The sequence below is a fragment of the Xanthomarina arctica genome (assembly GCF_014638915.1).
In the GTDB taxonomy this organism is placed as follows: Bacteria; Bacteroidota; Bacteroidia; order Flavobacteriales; family Flavobacteriaceae; genus Xanthomarina; species Xanthomarina arctica.
Map to the genome: position 1 here is coordinate 223,036 of NZ_BMFQ01000003.1, position 20,838 is coordinate 243,873.

At 32.0% G+C, this 20,838-nt stretch carries 16 protein-coding genes; 10 read left to right on the forward strand and 6 right to left on the reverse strand.

Annotated features, from left to right (window positions below; all coding sequences use genetic code 11):
* Nucleotides 1-6: 6 nt before the first annotated feature.
* From IEV77_RS12275 to IEV77_RS12290, 4 genes are all read right to left on the reverse strand, one after another.
* Nucleotides 7-855 carry a vWA domain-containing protein gene (locus IEV77_RS12275; protein ID WP_188465259.1) on the reverse strand — a complete coding sequence of 283 codons (849 nt, stop codon included), beginning with the start codon at nucleotides 853-855 and terminating at the stop codon, nucleotides 7-9.
* Between the two features lie 173 nt (nucleotides 856-1,028).
* Nucleotides 1,029-1,691 (reverse strand): hypothetical protein, encoded by a 663-nt coding sequence (locus tag IEV77_RS12280; RefSeq protein WP_188465261.1) that lies wholly within the window; start codon nucleotides 1,689-1,691, stop codon nucleotides 1,029-1,031.
* Nucleotides 1,692-1,706: 15 nt separating this feature from the next.
* Nucleotides 1,707-1,913: a hypothetical protein gene (locus IEV77_RS12285; protein ID WP_188465263.1), complete on the reverse strand. Its 207-nt coding sequence runs from the start codon at nucleotides 1,911-1,913 to the stop codon at nucleotides 1,707-1,709.
* 146 nt (nucleotides 1,914-2,059) lie between these two features.
* On the reverse strand, nucleotides 2,060-2,206 hold the full coding sequence (locus IEV77_RS12290) for a hypothetical protein (RefSeq protein WP_229736663.1): 147 nt from the start codon (nucleotides 2,204-2,206) through the stop codon (nucleotides 2,060-2,062).
* 329 nt (nucleotides 2,207-2,535) lie between these two features.
* Here IEV77_RS12290 and IEV77_RS12295 point away from each other — a divergent pair, with 329 nt between their 5' ends.
* Entirely contained in the window at nucleotides 2,536-3,243 is a 708-nt protein-coding gene (locus IEV77_RS12295) for a hypothetical protein (protein WP_188465265.1), read from the forward strand.
* 107 nt (nucleotides 3,244-3,350) lie between these two features.
* Here the strand turns inward: IEV77_RS12295 and IEV77_RS12300 are convergent, their stop codons facing one another.
* Both IEV77_RS12300 and IEV77_RS12305 read right to left on the reverse strand, forming a co-directional pair.
* The gene (locus IEV77_RS12300) at nucleotides 3,351-4,352 is read right to left on the reverse strand and encodes a PorP/SprF family type IX secretion system membrane protein (RefSeq protein ID WP_188465267.1); all 1,002 of its coding nucleotides are present in this window, start codon (nucleotides 4,350-4,352) and stop codon (nucleotides 3,351-3,353) included.
* 8 nt (nucleotides 4,353-4,360) lie between these two features.
* The gene (locus IEV77_RS12305; RefSeq protein WP_188465269.1) at nucleotides 4,361-10,192 is read right to left on the reverse strand and encodes a PKD domain-containing protein; all 5,832 of its coding nucleotides are present in this window, start codon (nucleotides 10,190-10,192) and stop codon (nucleotides 4,361-4,363) included.
* A 679-nt stretch (nucleotides 10,193-10,871) separates the two neighbouring features.
* On the opposite strand from IEV77_RS12305, the gene IEV77_RS12310 reads away from it, so the two are divergent.
* From IEV77_RS12310 to IEV77_RS12350, 9 genes are all read left to right on the forward strand, one after another.
* Complete coding sequence (locus tag IEV77_RS12310; RefSeq protein ID WP_188465271.1) at nucleotides 10,872-12,203, forward strand: hypothetical protein; 1,332 nt, start codon at nucleotides 10,872-10,874, stop codon at nucleotides 12,201-12,203.
* Between the two features lie 5 nt (nucleotides 12,204-12,208).
* Nucleotides 12,209-12,745 carry a hypothetical protein gene (locus tag IEV77_RS12315; RefSeq protein ID WP_188465273.1) on the forward strand — a complete coding sequence of 179 codons (537 nt, stop codon included), beginning with the start codon at nucleotides 12,209-12,211 and terminating at the stop codon, nucleotides 12,743-12,745.
* Between the two features lie 12 nt (nucleotides 12,746-12,757).
* Nucleotides 12,758-13,699 carry a DUF6175 family protein gene (locus IEV77_RS12320; RefSeq protein WP_188465275.1) on the forward strand — a complete coding sequence of 314 codons (942 nt, stop codon included), beginning with the start codon at nucleotides 12,758-12,760 and terminating at the stop codon, nucleotides 13,697-13,699.
* Nucleotides 13,700-13,721: 22 nt separating this feature from the next.
* On the forward strand, nucleotides 13,722-14,693 hold the full coding sequence (locus IEV77_RS12325) for a hypothetical protein (protein WP_188465277.1): 972 nt from the start codon (nucleotides 13,722-13,724) through the stop codon (nucleotides 14,691-14,693).
* 923 nt (nucleotides 14,694-15,616) lie between these two features.
* Nucleotides 15,617-16,393: a DUF6090 family protein gene (locus IEV77_RS12330; RefSeq protein WP_188466269.1), complete on the forward strand. Its 777-nt coding sequence runs from the start codon at nucleotides 15,617-15,619 to the stop codon at nucleotides 16,391-16,393.
* A gap of 148 nt (nucleotides 16,394-16,541) precedes the next feature.
* Complete coding sequence (locus tag IEV77_RS12335) at nucleotides 16,542-17,756, forward strand: hypothetical protein (protein WP_188465279.1); 1,215 nt, start codon at nucleotides 16,542-16,544, stop codon at nucleotides 17,754-17,756.
* A gap of 160 nt (nucleotides 17,757-17,916) precedes the next feature.
* The gene (locus IEV77_RS12340) at nucleotides 17,917-19,395 is read left to right on the forward strand and encodes a pyridoxal phosphate-dependent decarboxylase family protein (RefSeq protein WP_188465281.1); all 1,479 of its coding nucleotides are present in this window, start codon (nucleotides 17,917-17,919) and stop codon (nucleotides 19,393-19,395) included.
* Between the two features lie 149 nt (nucleotides 19,396-19,544).
* Nucleotides 19,545-20,012 (forward strand): hypothetical protein, encoded by a 468-nt coding sequence (locus IEV77_RS12345; RefSeq protein WP_188465283.1) that lies wholly within the window; start codon nucleotides 19,545-19,547, stop codon nucleotides 20,010-20,012.
* Nucleotides 20,013-20,168: 156 nt separating this feature from the next.
* Nucleotides 20,169-20,825, forward strand: a complete 657-nt coding sequence (locus IEV77_RS12350) for a DUF6304 family protein (RefSeq protein WP_188465285.1) — start codon at nucleotides 20,169-20,171, stop codon at nucleotides 20,823-20,825.
* The last annotated feature ends 13 nt before the right edge of the window (nucleotides 20,826-20,838 follow it).

The window sequence follows — 20,838 nt, forward strand, 5'->3', positions numbered from 1 at the left end:
TAAAGATTACGCGATTTTATCTGAACCACCAGAAGAACCAAAATTGATGAATTTTATAAATAATTCAGGGTCTGCATTAGAAACAAAACCTCTTGATTCAGGATTAGCTTGAAAATCTTGTTTAACGGCTGCTTGTTTGTATGATTCAGGAACTTTACTAGAAACCTTAAAAAGGAATTTTGCTTGATCATCAGAAAGTTCACTTTCGTTTTCATTGAAAGTATGAGTTTTTCCTTCTCCCAAATGACAATTGAAAATTAAAGGATTACCATCCGCCGAATTGATATTCATTATTTCTTTTGAAACAGAAATGGCGTTATTCATTGCAGTATCAATCGAATCTCCTGTATATGGCAGACCATCAGAAATATTTATAATAATTGGTGCTGGATTATCTGGTTTCTTTTGAAGCCAACCTTCAATTAATTCTTTTGCAAATGAAAAAGCATCCGCCATTGGCGTTAAACCGTTTGCAGTAGGCTCAATGAAAATTGGAATTTGTTCATCAATTTCTACTAAACCACCAGCTCCATTAGAAACTTTCTTTTTTATACTTTCAATTCTAATTGGTCTATCACCAAATGAACTTAAATAGTCAGACCTAATATCGTCAACAGCTAAAGCACTACTTCCACCATACCCAATCATAGAAATAAAGACTCGGTCTTTTACTTTTTCTCCGTCCATATTCGTGTTTATTAGCTCATTTATAGTGCTATTTATTACTAGTGCAGTAAATTCTGACCTAGTTTTTCCTTCTGCATAAGATTCATTCATAGAACCTGATTGGTCTACAAGGAAGATGACGTATCCTGGAGTTGCAGAACTCCATTGTTTTGAATTTGAATTACTCATAAAAATAGTTATTAAAACATTTTAAGTTGAAGTTATTTGAATATAATTATTTCTTGATTTGATGACATGACTTTGTACCTAGGTGCCTCCTATTTTATAATAGTGTCTTCAAGATCATATTAAAAATTATTTCCTAATATGATACCTTTTGAAATCCGAAACTCTTAAATTATCTATTCTAAAGTTGATCCGTCTTCAAAAATAATTTTCTCAGGCTTCCAAATAATTTTCATATCTTTCAAATCCTTATTTTTTAAAGCTTTATCACTATCTGTAAATTGGTTGTAATCTGTTTGAGCACTATAAGTTACTTCCATCCCAGCATCAATAGATTGATCATAAACAAGATTCAAGGACTTTATAGTTTCATCAAATAAATTATTAAAGGTTACAGAACCTTTTATTGCTCTTATTTTTTTATCTGTTTTATTTTGAATAACAAACTTATATGTAATATAATCTTCATAATCATATTTTGTAAATCCTTTAGAAAAACAAGATACTAGTACACTTTCAGATAAACGTCTAGTCCTATCATTTTCAACCTCCAATGCATTAGCTGCAAGTTTTCTTTGTTCTTCTTCTATTTCTTCCTGTTCAATTTTCCAACGCTTCCCTTTTTCTAAGATTTCTGAATAAGTCATCGTCTCCAGTTTCTGATCTTGAAATTTAAGTCTTATCATCGTTCCTGCTAAAAGCATAAATTCGGTTGAATCCATTTTAGTTTTTAAACCTTGTATATCCTCCTTGGCTGTATCTTCATTAAATTTTTTATTCAATGGTGAGGTGCAGGAAAAAATAACTAATGCGATAATTATAATATAGATACTTTTCATTCTTTATTTATTTATTTATGATGTATGGCATTCTTTAGAACAATAATAGCATCCATTTACAAGAGAATAATATCTCTTTGCTTCTTTAATTGCAACTACACAATTATCAAAATCTCCTAAATAAATTCTATTTTCAATTAAGGGCATATAAGAGCATCCCATTCTATGAACTTCATGATCACCATTAGATTGCGAATTTTTATTTACATAGTAATTTGCCATATTTATATTATTTAAAATTAACAACTCAAACTTAAACTCATTAAACATCATTTCCTTACGGGATTCCGTAATACCATAAAAAAAGAGGAACAATTCATTAAATCATTCCTCTATTCCATTTAATAATTTAAAAACTCCTTTACAAATTACCCACCTGTTGTTGGTGGCGGGGGTGGCGGAAGATCTCCTAAATTTCCACAACATTCATCTGAACCTATGGTATCGTTTATAACTTCTGGGTCACAGGATACTAATCCTGCATACAGACATGACATAACACATATTAAAATCATTTTTTTCATCATTACTTCTTTTTAAAATTAGACATTCGTGTTGCTGTCCGATTTTTTTCGGATAAGTACATTTAGTGTTAGCAACACCTATTTTAATTGGAGACGTCTCTCTAATTCGGGAAGAATGAATTGAAGAAATGATTTAGAAAGCTTACTTCCCAATATGCCTATAAAAGCACCTCATCAATTCCATTTGAAGCAAATAAAGGACCTTTATAATTTTAAGGTTGGAAAGCATCTGGAAATGAATTGGAAACTTTATGGAAAACATTTTCCAACAAATTCCATTAATATTTATGTAACTTTAATCCCTGGAAAACACCTGATAAATGCATAAAATATTAATTATAAAGGCTTTTGAGAAAGCTAAAAGTGATTTGACAAATCAAGGAATTCAAAATCCTTCAAAGGTTAAATTAGCTGAAGAAATTTCTGATTGTGTTGAAAATATTGAAGGATTTTCTTTAGGAGAGCGAAGTTATAGGGACTACTATAAAGGCGCCTTACAAATTGAAGAAGAAGCATTAGAAGATATTGAGATCAACCAAATAAGAATCATTAACGGACTTTGTACCTATTTAGGATTTACTAATTATTCAGAGTTTACGAATAGCATAGGTGATAAAAAGAAGAACAAAAAGTTACCACCTTTCAAATCAAATTTCAAAAAGTATCGAGTTTACATTATAATCCTTTCTTTAGTAGCAGCATTTGTTATTTATTCGAGCATAAACAAACAGAGATGGATGGTTTGGCAAACGGATCATTATATTGAAGCTGATTTTAATACCAAACTATTAAATGAAGGTGTACTAAAAATTTATAATTTAGACCGCATTACCGATTTTAGAAAAGCAAGTCCAGATTGTCAAACTGATTTTTTTAAAGAAGATGGCACAGAAAAATTATGGTATGGTAAAAACAAATCAGGAGAATTAGAATTCTTTACATCCTTAGGTTTGCATCCAGAAACTGGAAAGACCTTAAAAAAGATAACAGACCACATGATTAAAAAATACATTTGCCCCGATTATTAGGACTTAAAAAATCTACTTGCATAAAAAACGTTTTCATCAACAAAATTATTGAATTAAGATAACATAAAATTATTCTTTATAGAGTCGTATTTTCCAGGTTGGCAGGTTTAACGCTTTCTACTTCGATCTAAATTACATCTGCGACATCTGGAAAGATAAGTAAGAGAAAACTCATAAACACCATTTGTATTACCAATTCCAGAGGTATCCATATCGTAGGAGAAACCAAATCTATACTCGGTATACTCCAATCCTATGAATGCATTGACAGAAGTTAGCACATGACTATTATTATCATTACGAATTGGATTTGTTGCGGCCGTAAGACCAAGTAGAAGCTGTCTTACTTGAAAGATAGACCCAATATCTAATCGATTGTATTCCCCTTGTTGCATGTAATTAGCGGTCATCATGATACTATCATCATTCAAAAAAGGAAATCTATAATTCCCTTGCAAAGAGTAAAATATATTTAACGGAACCTCTTCTCCTTCAACAAAAGAAATATTTGGCCTATTAAGATGTTTAACAGAAACTCCAAACCAATAAGTAACACCATTAAAATCTTCTTTTTCGAAAACAAAGCCTGTAGAAAAATCCATGAAATAAGGATTATGAGTGTTATTACTTAATGGATCTACGGAATTTGGATTAATAGTTCCTGTATTAATGTTAATCTGATCGGATAATATTAGGTTTTGAAAACGATTACTTTTATTACCTACACCAACTTCAATTCCAGGCCTAAAAAACCAACCCCCTGTCAAATTAATACGTTGGGCATAACTTACATTTACCTGATAATAATTGTAATTATTGAACGATTCGTACTGCCAAATTACATTAGCCCCCACACCAAATCCAAGTCTTGGTCCATAATCGAAAGACTGATTAATAAACGCATATTGCGTAGTAAGTTTTAAGTCTAAATTTGGCCATTGCAAACGGCTTATTATACCAGCATAAGTTCTACCATTATCTTCAAAACCAGTAAATCCAGGATTTAAAGTCTCCTGAATATAATTAGCTTGTGAAAAAATAGGATCTTGTGCCTTTGCAGTATATATAGTTGCGACAAATACAATAAAGAGTGTAATTTTAAATTTCATTCAGGCTATTATTTAATTATTACCACAGGGCCTTGTTCTTCTATTTCATCATTATAGAATGTAAGAGCAATAAAGGCGTAATAATAATTTCCATTTTCGGCTTCTTCATTTCTAACTTTACCATTCCAACCTTGTAAATCATCACCAGATTCAGAGTAAATAAGACTTCCCCAAGTGTCGTAAATATTAAGTTTCATTTTCTTTAATCCAATATATTCAGGCCCAAAAAAATCATTAAGACCATCATCATTAGGAGTAAAAGCATCTGGCATAATAAGTTTATATCCTTTTTCAACAATCAAGGTTATAATATTACTATACACACATCCAAATGGATAGGTAACCGTTTGAGTAACCACATAATTCCCAACTTGTAAATAAGTATGAATCGGATTTACTTCAGACGAAAAATTACCATCACCAAAATCCCATAAAATACTAACAAAATCTCCCGTTGCAGTATTAGTGAATTGAATTGGGTCTTGAATAGCGTAAACACCATAATTGGTATAACCAAAAGAAGATATTTCAAAATTAGGATCACCTAGAACAGGTATTTCCACATTAAAACTGAAATTAGTGGTACAGCCTTGACTATCTAAAACTTCTAAAACAACAAGTCCATTTACATCTGTCGTCATCATTTCATTATTCAATCCACTTACTGTTCCGCTAGACCAAGTAAATTGAAATGGAGGCACACCTCCACTTGCCAAGGCAACAAAAGTTTGATCCACGGTTTTAGCCACACAATCTACTTCCGATTGAATATCAACATCAAGAACTAAAGGTTCAAATCTATTGACCTCCCAATTCCCTTCTATTTGGCAACCATGAGCATCTGTAACCGTAACATGATAGGTGTTTGGTGGGATGCTATTTAAATCCTCTGTAGTGGCTCCATTGGACCAATCCACATTAAAAGGTGGTGTTCCACCAGCTATCAACAAATTAATGGAGCCACTATTAATGTCATCACAATCGAGTGCATGAGTTACATTTGCTGACAATTGTAATGGTAAAATATTAAATATGGTAAAGCTATCCTGAATAACACAAGGTGTACCATCCGTTATAGTAACAGAATACGTCCCTGGAGCTAAATTATTACGTTCTACTCCTGCACTACTATCATCATTCCAAACAACTGTAATAGGAGCCATACCTCCTTGAAAATTAAGAATGATACTTGCATCATTTTCACCAGAACAGGACATTTGAGTAACAACAGGATCAATTAGAAATATGGGAGCTTCCTCAATTTCTATTGGAAAGGATTTTGAGCAATTAATAGCATCTGTTATTGTAATGGTATAAATTCCTGCCGATAAATTAGTTTGCTGCATCCCCGTTCCAAAATTACTCCATGCAATAGTATAAGGTGGTATGCCCCCTGAGATATTATTTATTGTTATGGAAGCATCATTATCTCCATAACATTCTATTTCTGTTGTTGTAACATCAATACTAATTTCATCATTCTGAGTAATTATGAAATCGAGGGTATCTAAACACCCGGAACTATCTGTTATAGTTACAGTATATGTCCCTGCCACTAAATTATCAACATCTTCCATTGAGCTGGTAAACCCATTTGGGCCTGTCCAGACATATGAATAAATAGGTCTACCACCTACAACATTTATGTCCACCGCTCCAGTAGCATCACCAAAACAAATAACATTTGTTAGCATGGCGAGAGATACTTCTAATAATGGGGGTTCTACAATTGTAAAACTTTGCGTTACCGGGCCACAATTATTGATATCCGTTACAGTTACTTCATAATTACCAGGTCCTAAATCTGTAAGGTCTTCCGTTGTAGAAAACGGAGAACCGTTTAATGTCCATGTATAAACATAAGGGATGTTACCACCTTCTATATTAATATCGATGGAACCATCATTAGCTCCAAAACAGGTAATGGTTTCTGGATCAAAATTTATAGCACCAAAAACTAAAACTTCTGGTTCTGTAATAATAAACGTTTCTGAATATGGGCAACCTCCGTCATCTATAATATCTAAAACATAAGTGCCAATTTCTAAGTTAGTGATGTCTTCATCGGAACTAGTAAACCCATTTGGACCACTCCATGATATGGTGTATGGATTACCGCTAGGGAAGGGAACACCACCAGTCACATCGATTTCTATAGATGCATTATTAGATTCAAAACAGCTATTATTATTAACAGTTGCTATAACTGTAATAGACGGATTTACTGTAATGAGAATTTCGAAAACATCTCCTATACAATCACCAGACCTTGGTGTTACGGTATAAGTTACTGTGGCTGGATTGGTCGTTGTATTTTCTAGTAACTGTGAAATAGATGTAGTAGCTGTTAGCTCCTCTAATGCACCAGTTATGGCTCCAATAGGATTTACAATAGGTGTTGACCAGGTATATGTGGTATTTAAAGGAACAATATCTCCATTGCTATTATCAGGAATAATAGAAAATGAGTTATTACTACAAATAAGGTCATTGTAATCACTTATTTCAGGAACTTGATTGATAGTAATAGATATAATTTGAGTTGTTAATTCCGAACAACCTCCTTCAGAAAAGGAAATGACACAATAATAATAAAACAAACCAACATTGGTATTTGGCACCGTTAGAGTGCTCGAGTTTGTTCCTATTGGATTAGGGGTAACTGTGTCATTTGTATCATTAGAGAACCATTGATAATCTGGAGTTCCTACACCATTTGAAACTATCACTTCGAGATCCGCTATCGTATCACCTAAACAATATATAGCTTCTAAGGGTTGTGTACTTATTGACGCCCCTTGACTAACCGTAATTGTTGCTATATTACTAGTCGCATTACAATCCAGACTATTAGGTTGAGATATTTCACAATAATAATTGTAAACACCAGCCGGCAAAGAAATGTCATGACCAAACGTGCTAGGATCTCCATCTATATCATTTACTTCTGTAACTGCCGTTCCATTTAAAAACCATTGAAACTCATAGTCAGCATTATCGATATTACCATCATTTGTTACATCGATACCACCTGACACTTGAGCTATTAATAAATCGACAGGAGCATCATTACATATTGTTTGATCAACTGGAGTTATTGTAACCACAGGGTCTTCTAAAACTTCAATACTATATATTTCACTAGATACATCTGAACATCCTAAATTTTCGTCCACGTCTATAGTAACATAATAGTAGTAAATTCCCGGCGTACTTAAAACCCCTGGATTATAAGTACTATTTGTTCCAACCTGTGTGTCTGCGTTATCAATAATATTGTCATCTGAAAGATACCAATTATAACTAATCGTCCCAGCCCCTCCATTATTGGTATTAAAACTTAATTCATCCGCATTAGCACCTGAACAAATAATTTGGTTTAAAGGAGTTTCATCACTTATAATTATATTAGGTGTGACTATTACAGCAACTGGGATCGTAGTAATTTCACTACAACTACCAGTTCCTCCCAAGCTTATAACACAAAAATAATAAAGTGTCCCTAAGGTATCTGTTGGTGGCAGGTAATTTGCTTGCGTCCCTTCTGGGCTAGGAATGGCTGTTGTATTAGGATCTGCAGGATCATCTATCCCTGAATCATTAACATACCATTGATATGTTGGTGTACCCGTTGTATTATTTGATAAGACTAATGTTAACACCTCTGCCACAGCATCCAAACAATAAGTTCCTGAAACAGGTTGGGTGTCAATAGATGGCCCTGCATTGACGGTGATTGTGAACTGAATAGGATCACCTGGACAATCGCTCACTAAATAAGGGGTAACCGTATAAGTAACCGTACCGATTGTACCACTATTTAAAGTAAGTATATGCGATGGAATATTATTTGAGGTTCCAGAAGGAATGAAACCCGAAATATTTCCAGAAGGCGATGTGCCGGTCCATTGATAGGTTGTATTAGAATTATTAGATACTAATACAATTTCGTCGGTCAAAGCTCCTGAACATAAGGTTTGATCCAAATCTGTATTTGTTAGTATTGGAACTGGTGAGATTACAAATGATTCTGTATCTATACTTGTTCCACAACTGGTTGTTACTTCCAGACTTAAAACGTAGCTATTTGAAGTTATAAAGCTAATCTCAGGATTTTCCGAATTTTCATTTGTACCATTTATAAATTCCCAATCTGTTGGAGAAACACCCACATCTAAACTCCATTGATAGGTAACTGGGTCGGGGCCACAACTATCTACCGTGGACATTGGAGACACTACGGCTGAAGAACCACAAAAATTTGCGATTTCAGAAATTCCAACTTGAGGAGGCGATTTAACAAATATTTCTTGAGGAATACTATTGGCTATACCACAAGAATTTGTACCCTGAAGAATAGCCTCATATGTTCCAGGGTTTGTAAATTCAATTTGTGGGTTTTGAGAATTTGCATCGGTTCCATTGATAAAACTAAAACCACTTGTTGTCCCACAAAAACTAGGCGTATAATTAATAACCCATTCAAAAGTTGGGACTCCGCATTGATCTGCTAAACTCGTTGAATTATTTAAAACTGTAGTAAAGGGGGCACAACCTTCCGTATTATTTGATGTAAACTCAGGATTAATAGGAGCTTCAATACATATCTGTTGTGTAACAGGATCGGTGGAGCCACAATAATTTTCAGCATACAATGAAATTGTATAGGTTCCAGGAGCAGAATAAGAATGAACTGGCTCAAAATCACTATAAGTTGAACCATCTCCCATGTCCCAAAACCAATTTGCATTTGTGGTACAATTTTGATTGTAACCTGTACTCGAAGTATTGTTTAATTGTATGTTTTCACCAACACATTCTGGATCCGTTACATCAAAACTCACTTCTGGTTTTTCAAGAATCGTAATGGGTCCAGCAGTCAAATTAGAAACTCCACATGATGTAACAACATCTAACAAAATAGTATAACTATTATTTGGGCAATTAGATTCGGTGTAAGTATGTGGTATTGGATAATTTGCTGACGCAGATGGATTCGAACTGTTGTAATAAGGTGATGATTCTAAATCATTTTGAGTAAGTGTAAAAGTTGTTCCATCACCAAAATCTACATTATAGATTGTATCTGGAGGATTTTCCCCCCAATTACTAATAGCAAATTGTAATGGATTTATAGGTGTACATAGATTAACAGTATTACCAGGTGTTACAATTCCTCCTGTAGGATTACTGGAATTTTTCACTAAATACACTTTCTGTGCTTGGCAACCATTAGAACCTAAACCGCTAATTACCATATTAAATGAGCCTAAGGTTTGATACGTATGTGAAAGTGGAAAAGAAACATTATTCTCTGAATTCCCATCACCCCAATTTACAGAATATGATGAAACACAACTACCTGAACTTGAAATATTTCCAACTAAAACAGTATAATCTATAGTAGCAGCGTTACAGTTATCAAAGGGATCTCCAAAACCTTGATTAAGATCTTCAAAACTAATATTTGGTTTTTGCTTTACAATAACAGTTTGAGTGTTTGCGCCTATTTCGTCGTTATTGTCTGTTACTGTAAGTGTTACATTAAAGTTTTGGTTTCCACAGCCAAAAGCTTGAAATACGTGATTTGGATTTGCGGTTGTATTCAATGGAGTACCATCCCCAAAATTCCAAGAATATTCAAAAGGACCATTACCAGAGACAGTAGAATTAAAAGATACACTTTGTCCAGAACATGTATTATTATTATTGAACGTAAAAGTAACTGAAGGAGCAACAATTTTTGAGTTGCTAAACACATTAACATTATTATAGGCAATTGCAGAACTAACTATAATTAAAAAAACAAAACCAAAATAAATATATTTACTCTTCTTCATGACTTAATAACTCGTTTTACATCAAACTTAATCCAACCAAAGATTTAGCACTCTATTCTTTACATAAATACAGGGGGCCAAAAATAGTTTCTAAAAAAATGACAAATGTTAATTTTAGGCATAGTAAACAAATATATATTTTACCTTTTAAATACCCTTACTGTTTTCCGTAAAGAATCATGAAATCTCTAATTAACATGAATTGAGGTCTGAGAAATTATAAGCCTTCATTTTTTCATAAGAAAATAGCTCTTTTAATTTCAAAACAAAAAAACCATGTTCACCCCCCAAATCACCCTAATCAGTTTAGTCTACTATATAAATTGAAATCATCTAAAAAATAGTTTTCAGATAAAAATCAATATTAACCTTTGGCAAAATTCCAGGCCCAAGTTACTTTAATTCGTAATTACCTAAGCATAGTCGCTATATAGCTATGCTTTCTTTTTATGGGCTTATTTCAGCCATATTAATTATTTAATTCTCGTCAATTACTCGTACTCTTTATTATTAAGAGGGAGTTTAAATAATTTTAAAAATCAAATTATTGATTTTCAATCACTTAAAAAAAATAGTAATTAAAATTCTTAGAATACGGAAACCCGTAAGGATTTACCTACTCATTATTGTTTATTTGAACACCTTAAATCAAATTCAAATAATAAAAAACCAAATTATCATGAAAAAAAATACACTTATTATTTTAACATTAATGTTAAGCACAATGAATTTATTTGCACAAGCAAATGAAGACAAATATCTAAGAAGCTCCTTATCTATGATATTAATTGAGACAGATGATTTCCCTGAAAAAAATGCTGTAATGGAATCTTGGAACAACTACCCTTTTCCTGACAAATACAACGAGCATGATATTGATTTAAAATCAATAAACATTAATTCAATACAGCTAACTGACGACTATTTATTAGAGAAAGGATATTTACAAGACACTTTAGATAATCCGTTAAAGTTGATGAAAGCCACGGCAGTACCTGTCAGATATTTGAACGTAGAACAAACCATAGCTGTTGTTATACCTACAGATAAACAAATTATGCAATTAAAAATTGATAAAGTATTGGAAGAAACAGGCTTAGGAAAACAATTAATTTCATCATGGTTCAATAGAAGCTCAGATGGAATATTCGATATGAGCCTTATCCAAGAAAGAGGTTTTTACAATGCTTCAGAAATGGAAGCAGCATTAGCCTCTGGACAAGTAAGAGGCATGGCGGCTCTAGCAGATGCAGGAGCAGAATTAATAAAAAACACGTTTGTTACTTTTACATCCCTAGAATTTAACCCAAACGAACCAGTCGCCGCCGCTGTAAGAGATGCCGCAAAACAAACAGCTTCAGAATCTAACCTACCATCCTTTGTACTTAATAAAACAATGAAAGGAATAGATGCTGTTTATGAAAAAACTAAAGAAGGCTATTTTGTTTCTTCCAAAACATGGTTATTCCAATTAGCTTGGGATGAATCAATAGCTACTACTTTCTATAGCGATTTGTATACCAATCCTGCAGCTTTCGATGTAACCGATATTTTTAAATTAGAATTTGTTGGAGTACAATATAACCAGAGTTTAGTAACATTTAAAATTGGGGAAAAAAGAACACTAGAACAGGTTATCGATTTAGCATTAGTGCGCAATGTTGATAATGCTTTCGCAGAATTACAAAAGGATAATGATGTATTTAAACCTGCAACTCCAATCTCTTATGTAGATCCATTTACAGCAAAAATAGGATTGAAAGAAGGTATTTCTGCAGGCGATAAGTTTGAAGTATTAGAAATGGTTTGGGATGAAAAAACAGGTCAAACATCATGGAAAAAAGTTGGTACCTGTACAGTAGATAAGAAAGCTCCTATATGGGATAACAGATACGCACAAGGTGAAGACACAGAGCCTCAAACAGATGAAGACGGAAATATTGTAACTGCAACTACTTTTAAAGGGTCAAGCAATATAGAGGTTGGTATGTTATTAAAGCAAGTGAAATAAAAGTTATGAAAATAAAAAAATCAATTAAAACAAGTAGCATGTTACTACTTGTTTTAATAGGGTTTATTCAACCTATAAAGGCACAAAAGGGCACAAATAAAGCTGATAAACAAACCATAGCATGGAGATATGAACTTGAATCAGTCGCAACTGGTATTCAAGGAACTGACCAAGTAAAAGTTTGGTCATATTCTAAAAATGTAGAAACCGCAACGGAGCAAGCAAAAAAGAATGCAGTACACGGTATTATTTTTAAAGGACTACCAAACAATGGAAGAGTGAAAGGTCAAAAACCGCTGGCCCGTAATGCAAATCTTAATGAAGAAAACGAAGAATTTTTTGAAGAATTCTTTGAGTCAGATGGAGGTGATTATATGAAATTTGTCACATTGGTAAATCATGGTCAAATTGCTCCAGGAGATAGAATTAAGATAAGTAAAAAGGAATATAAAATTGGTGTAGTCGTATCTGTTAATACCGCAGAATTACGAAAATACCTTGAATCTAATGGCATCATTAAAGGTTTGTCTAATGGGTTTTAATCAATAAGAGATATGAAAAAATTATTATTAATAGCTATCATTATAAGTGTTACTAATGTCTTTTCTCAGGCAAAAAAACCAACAATCATGGTGGTTCCTAGTGATGATTGGTGTACTCAAGCTAATTTTATGAAGTCCTATGAAAATCAAGGTGAAATAATTAATCTTCCGGACTACAATAAGGCATTGCAAGAAAATAGTGATTTAGTTAGTGTGATTTCAAAAATCGGCGAATTAATGGCTGATAGAGGTTTTCCTTTGGTTGATTTAAAATCTCAGTTAGATAAAATTGCTAAGGATGGAGCAAGAACTAATATGATTGGAGTAAATGAATCTCCAATTGATATTTTGAATAAAACTGCGAAATCAGATATTATTATGAAAGTATTTTGGAAGGTAAATACTCAAGGCCCGAAGAAATCAATTGAATTTAGAATGCAGGGTATAGATGCTTATACAGGTAAACAAGTAGCGGCTGCAAGTGGTACTGGACCTCAGTCATTTTCGGCTGAACAATCCGTGTTACTAGAAGAAGCTGTTCTATCTGAATTAGATAATTTTAACAGCCAGTTACAAACCCATTTTGATGATCTTCTATCTAGTGGAAGAGAAGGAGCTTTAGTTTTATTGGTTGGAGAAATGTCTGAAACTAATTTCAACACGCTATATACTCTGAAAGGAAAAGAAGCTTCCCTTAAAGACATTGTTAATCGTTTTTGGATGCCACGTAATACTGTGGAAAGACGTTTTTCTATGGATGAAAATAGTGAAAATGTATTGAAATTTTCACAAGTTAGAATTCCTTTGTATGGAGATGATGGTTGGGGTGGTCAAATGGCATATGATTATGCTACCTGGGGTGGTAATCTACAAGAATTTCTTAAAACAGAATTAGGAATTGAAACCACCATCCAAACAAAAGGATTAGGCGAAGTCGAAATTATTTTACAATAATTATTATTATAAACTAAAAACAATGAAAAAATATTTAACACTTGCTGTTTGTCTTTTTTGCAATTTTATACTAACATCTCAAAACGAAGAAGGAAAAACCGACGATTTAGGTCGCATAATTATTAATTCATACGTGCCGTCTCAAATTGAAGGATTACCTCCATCAGCAAGAGGTTTGTTAGAAAATAAACTTTCACAAATTACTTCAAAAAACGGTATGGGAGGTCGTTCTTTTAACCCTAGGTTTATCATCACTCCAAATATTAATGTTTTGACCAAAGACATTACCCCTACAGCACCCCCAATGACTGCTTTAACATTAGAAGTAATTTTTTATATTGGTGATGGCATTGATGGAACCTTATTTGCAAATACGTCTATTCAGGTTAAAGGCGTAGGTACTAATGAAACAAAAGCTTATATCTCAGCTTTAAAGCAAATAAAAACAAGTAACACTGCTTTAAAAGAGCTTTTAGAAGAAGGCAAAACAAAAATAATCGAATACTACAATAGTCAATGTGATTTTATTCTTAAAGAAGCTCAAGTATTAGAATCTCAAAAAGAATATGATTCAGCCATATTTAAGCTAACGTCTGTTCCCGATGTTTGTAAAGAATGCTATGATAATTGTATGGATGCAGTTGCTCCTATTTATCAAAAACAGATTGATAGAGCATGTGAAGTAAAATTAGCTGAGGCAAAAAATGCTTGGAATGCTAATCAAAATATAGAAGGTGCTAATAATGTTAGCTATTACCTAGAGGGCATTGACCCAAATGCAGCATGTTTCTCTGAAGTAAAAAAACTTACAAATCAGATAGCCAACAGAATAAAAGAAATCGATCAAAAAGAATGGGATTTTAAATTTAAAGAACAGCAAAATGCTGTCGATATCCAAAAATCCATGATTAAAGCAGCTCAGGAAATTGGTGTGGCATACGGTAATAATCAGCCTCAAACTATTACATACAATACCCGTGGTTGGTGGTACTAAAAGCTAATCTATATTAACTAAGTCCCAATGCTGTATACCTCACTATTAACAAATAGTGTCAACTAAATCATCCCACCTAAAAATATTTTAGAATTGCAAAAAAACACAAGTTTGTCGAACAAGAACCATCAGAATTAACTATAGTTGAAAACGAAAAAAAAGATATCCTAAACTTGAATCCAAAAAAAAAAAAAAAAAAACCGTGTTCACCCACAAAATCACCTAAATTTAATTTCAAATCTCAGACACGAAAATTACTCCAATTAAAAATAAATTTTTATCTACTTAAAAAACAGTCTGTTTCGTAATATTTTTATATATTGAAGTTCAAGAATTATTAACAAAAGTGAACAAAGATTTTTTGTTTTTTGGACACGTTTTAAGCAATAATTATGATTTAAAAAACTGATTATCAGATTGTTATATTTACATAACTAGGAGGTCATGGGATCGTGCCACATTCTCGCTACACATTTGAAAGCTTTGAACTTATGTTCAGGGCTTTTTTCATGGGATTAAAAACAAACCTTTTCATACTTGTATGATGCAGTTCTTTTTATAAACTTATATACACCTATCTTTTTCTATAAAAGGCGGTTCATAAAATGCCACAAAAATTAAATGTTATCATAAAGTAGAGAATTCACCTAAAGTTGAACAAGGCCCTATCCCCTATTTTGATTTAGAGATAAATAAGATAATTTATTCCTTTTTCCCACTTTAAGGGAGGCCGAAAAACAATATTAAGAATCTTCACCTCCCTAGCTTAATTCGTTTTAAATGATTGATTAAAAATCATCTACGTATTTATACGTATTGGAAAACTTAATCTATATACCTATATTAGAAGACAATCTTTTAAGAAAAGGATATTCTTTTCTATATGCCTTTGTTGTGCTTCATTATGACCAACCAATAACCAAATGATAAAATTCTTTAGAAAAATTAGGCAAAAAATGCTGACTGATCTTCCTGACGGCAAGGCAGGGAACAAATTCAGTAAATATTTGATTTATGCCATTGGCGAAATTGTTCTTGTAATTATTGGGATATTAATAGCTTTACAAATAAACAATTGGAATATTAATCAAAGTAATATAAACGAATCTAGTGAATTTGTAAATCGACTGAAAGCAGAAATAACGAGTAATATCGGTTTTACAAACGAAGAAATTAAACGTAAAGAAAATCAAAAAAGGAGTTCGTTGGCAATTTTAAAAATGTTCAATAAAGATATTACTAAACTCTCTTCTAGAACATTCGATAGCCTTGTTAATATATGTATGGCAAATGGTAATATGGAATTTAAAAATGGAACTTTGAGCGAAGGATTAAATACTGGAAAGGTAGCACTCATTAAATCTGATTCATTAAAATCGCTTTTGTATGGCTTACCATCTTTAGTTGAAGAAGTTAGAATAGGTGAGAAATATTTCAATGATGACCTTAATGAATATTTCTATCCCTTTATTTATGAACATATCAGTTTCAGACAAATGGATGCTGTACACTCGAACTATGCTGAACAAATTGGACCTTCAAAATTTAGCAATCATAACAATTTAAATGTGCTAAACATTTTAAAATTTGAGAGTTTAATTGATAATATATTTTATAACTCAAATATTCAGATTGATAATTATTTAAAGCTTAAAAATGAATTAGAAAACCTCTATGAATTGATCCAGGAACATAACTAAAATAACGAATGCACAACAACATTTACAAGCTATATCTAGGTCTATCCTAATTTGGAGAGATCTGTGATAATTCGCGCCGCAGCTCATATACATAAACTTTGTAGCACATTTGCCAAACCGAAGAATAAACATAAATTTAGCAATAATTATGAGAAAACTAATTCTATTTTTAACAATTACTTTTATAATAATTTCGTGTAAAAAAGAAAAGAGGTTAATAGAAAAAATTGAATTTGGAACTAAATATAAATTTTCATCAGAGATTGAAAGAGAAGCTTTTTTTTCAAAAGATTATCAGCGTTCAGGAACCGATTTTGCTTTAAAAGGTGATTATAAAAACGCTTTGATTCATTGGGATTTAGGAAAGGAAGTAATTGAAACCAGTTTATCAAAAGAGCAAATAGATTCCATAAATATTAAATATATAAAAGTAAAGGCTTTAGATTATGTAATTGAGAAAGCTAAAAAAAATCATATAGTAATTATTAACGAAGCTCATCATAATTCCCTTCATCGTGTATTTACAAAATCGCTTCTTAAAGATTTATATCATATTGGATATACAAATTTAGGAATTGAAGCACTTACAAGTAATGATAGTTTAAATTCTGCCCTCAACAATCGAAAATATCCAATTCAAACTACAGGATACTACACCAAAGACCCACAGTTCGGGAATTTGATAAGAACAGCATTGGAAATAGGATATACTTTATTTCCTTACGAAACTACGAATTATAGCGATGATTCAGATGAATTAAGAGAAATTGAACAAGCAGAAAGCATTCAAAAAGTAATTGAATCTAAACCAAACGAAAAGTTCTTAATCTATTGTGGTTATGGCCATGCACTTGAAGGAACTCACAGATTTTTGGGAAAAACTATGGCTGGTAGACTAACTGAATTTACAGGAATAAACCCTTTAACGATAGATCAAACATTATTTGATTTTAATAAAGAAAGTAAGCCTGAATTTAACTCACTCTTAGAAGCATTACAAATTAAAGAATCTTCCGTTTTAATTGAAAAGGACAATAATCCACTAAGATATGAAGAGAATGACACATGGATAGACATTGCTGTCTTTCATCCGAATACTGAATATATAGATGATAGACCAAATTGGTTATTTGAAAATGGGAATAAAAATGTTTCAATACTATTAACAGATATTCAAATAGAGTTTCCAGTTATGGTTTTGGCTTATAAAAAAGGAGAAGATATTAATATAGCTATTCCAATTGACATTAAAGAAGTTGAAAGAAAAACAGAAAACTGTAATCTTGGTTTAAGTATAGGAACTTATGAAATTGTAGTTACAAATGGAAAAGAAACTGTTAAGTTTGAACAAACTGTACAATAACTATTGTCAATACTGATATAAAAAATGGGTAGTTTAGAGCTTAACAAAAGGAAAGTGCATACTTACTTTCATCCGATTTTCGTTCCGAAAATCCGCCGACACAAGCACGCACTTTTCATACACAAAACCATTGTAACACAATAAAAACAAACACAATAGAATGATTGAAAATCGAGAAAATTCAATAGAAATCGACAAAGAAAATTTTCGTAAAATAGGACATCAATTAATAGATGATATTTCCGACTTCCTTTCTAGTATCGATAAAAAACCTGTTACAGTTAACAAAAGTCCAAGTCAACTACAAAGTATTTTAGGAAATAATACTTTGCCAGAAAACGGAACACCAGCAACAGAATTAATACCAAGAGTAACCAATTTATTGCTTAATCATTCATTGTTTAATGGACATCCTAAATTTTTAGGATATATCACATCATCCGCTTCCCCAATTGGAGCCTTGGCTGATTTACTTGCAGCGTCTATAAATTCAAATGTTGGTGCTCATATTTTAAGTCCTATGGCTACCGAGATTGAGAAACAAACAGTTCAATGGCTTGCTGAGTTTATTGGTGTTTCACCAAGTTACGGTGGAATTTTAGTTAGTGGTGGGAATATGGCAAATTTTACTGCGTTTTTGGCAGCTAGAACAGCTAAAGCACCTAAGAATATAAAAGAAGATGGACTCTCAAATATATCTAAAAAACTAACTGTTTATTGTTCAAAATCCACACACACTTGGATCGAGAAAGCTGCAATATTATTTGGTTTAGGCTCAAATTCAATTCGTTGGATTGAAACTGATTCTTCCAATAAAATGAATAATAAAGTTTTAGAAGAAACAATTAAAAAAGATATAGAAAATGGTTTACAACCAATTATGGTAATTGGTACTGCTGGAGATGTAAGCACTGGTGTTGTTGATAATCTTAAAGGCATTTCAACTATTTGCAAAGCATATGATTTATGGTTTCATATCGATGGTGCTTATGGTGTACCTGCGGCAGTTATTCCTAAGTTCAAAAAACTATTTCATGGTGTAACAGAAGCTGATTCTATAGCTCTTGACCCTCATAAATGGTTATATAGCCCTCTTGAAGCTGGATGTACGTTAGTAAAAAATCCACAGCATTTAATTGACACTTTTAGCTCTCATCCTGAATATTACAATTTTACAAGTACAGAAGGTGAAACTGCTCAAAACTTTTATGAATTTGGAATGCAAAATTCACGTGGATTTAGAGCCTTAAAAGTTTGGTTAACATTACAACAAGTTGGTCGAAATGGTTATCAAAAATTAATTAGCGAAGACATTGAATTGTCAGTATTGTTATTTGACCTAGCTAAAAAGCATCCTGAATTAGAGGCAGTTTCTCAAAATTTAAGTATTACTACTTTTAAATATATTCCATTAAATTACAAAGGAGACAACGATTATTTAAATAAACTAAATGAAGAGTTATTGAATGAATTACAAACTGGGGGTGAGTTATTTTTATCAAATGCTATTGTAAATGAAATGTATTGTTTAAGAGCTTGTATTGTAAATTTCAGAACTACAAGAAAAGATATTAAAGAAATTATTGAAATAGTTATTAGAGAGGGAAGAGAGACTCATTCGAAATTACAATTGAAATAATAACGTGCTACAACACCATGTATAATTAATTGTTGTTTTTAAAATTCCTTCGGAATTTTCTATAACTCGTGTTTGTTTATTAAATTAGTTGCTTAACCACGCAACTAACCATAGGCTGTAATACAACGCAACTAAATCGAAATTAAAATATGAAAGAAAATAATGTGACCGAAAACTCATTTGAAGAATTTGAAAATATAAAAAAGAGAAGAAGGAAACTTCTACCTTGGTGGATTAAAATTTTCTGTTGGATATTTATGTTGTTCGGACTTTTATCTCTTGTCTGCTTAATTCTCGGTTTTACAAATATTAAACCAGATCTTGCTTTTTACGGATTTGAAACGAATGAACCTTTTTCTTTAAACGGACTGATAGTTATTTCTATTGGACTTCTAAAAGGAGTTACTGCATTTGCATTGTGGTTTGAAAAAGATTTCGCAATAAAAATCGGAAAAGCAGATGCAATAATCGGAATTATTCTTTGCATAATTTCTATGGTTGTTTTACCTTTCATTCAAGACGGATTTAATATGACAATTCGATTAGAATTAGCTTTATTAATTCCATTTTTAATCAAACTGAATAAAATTCAAAAAGAATGGGAATCAATAATATAAAAAAAATACTATTGTCAATACCGAATAAAAATAATTGTGGTTTAGCGCTTAATCAAAGACAGTTGCGTGTTTGTAACGTCTAATTTTCCTTCGGAAAATCCTCGCACGCAAACAAGCAACTTTTCATATAAATAACCATTGTATACAATTACCCGAATGAAAATATATTCAGCAAAATATAAGGACAAATTTGGTGAGTTAGAAACTAAAATCTATTCAGATGGTAGTTCTCTAAATTTAACATTAAGAGGAATTCAATTTGAAGGAACAGACTTTGAAGGGCTTGAAGGCATAGTTGATGAAAGTAAGTTTGAATATGTTCTTTATGAAAATGGTATTGGTGATTTGACGAATTTTGAATTGATGGCAGTAATTCCAGTTAATATTGTTAGAAATAAAAAAGAAATAATTGGAAATTTAGAAACATTCATTGCAACTGGAAATAATAATAGTGTGGTTCGTTTAAAATTAGAAACTGAATATGATACATTTTTAAGCGAAAAAGAATATGGCTATTTTGAAGATGCCATTATTGGAATTCAAGAAAAATTACCTGAAAACACAAAAATTAAAACTTGTTTAAGTTGTAAGTATTCTAATTATCATCCAATAGGAAATGGTATGTTTGGAGGATTAAACTGCTTTAAGAATTTAAAAGAAGATGTGGAAAATGTTAGCGGAAAAAGTGATTTAATGGTTATGTGGGATAAAGGAATGGAAAATAAAAAAACATTTAATGTGCAAGAAACATTTGTCTGCGATGACCATAAATTTGTAACAAAAAATGATTGGGTATATAAAGATTGGACATAAAAAAACTGTGTAT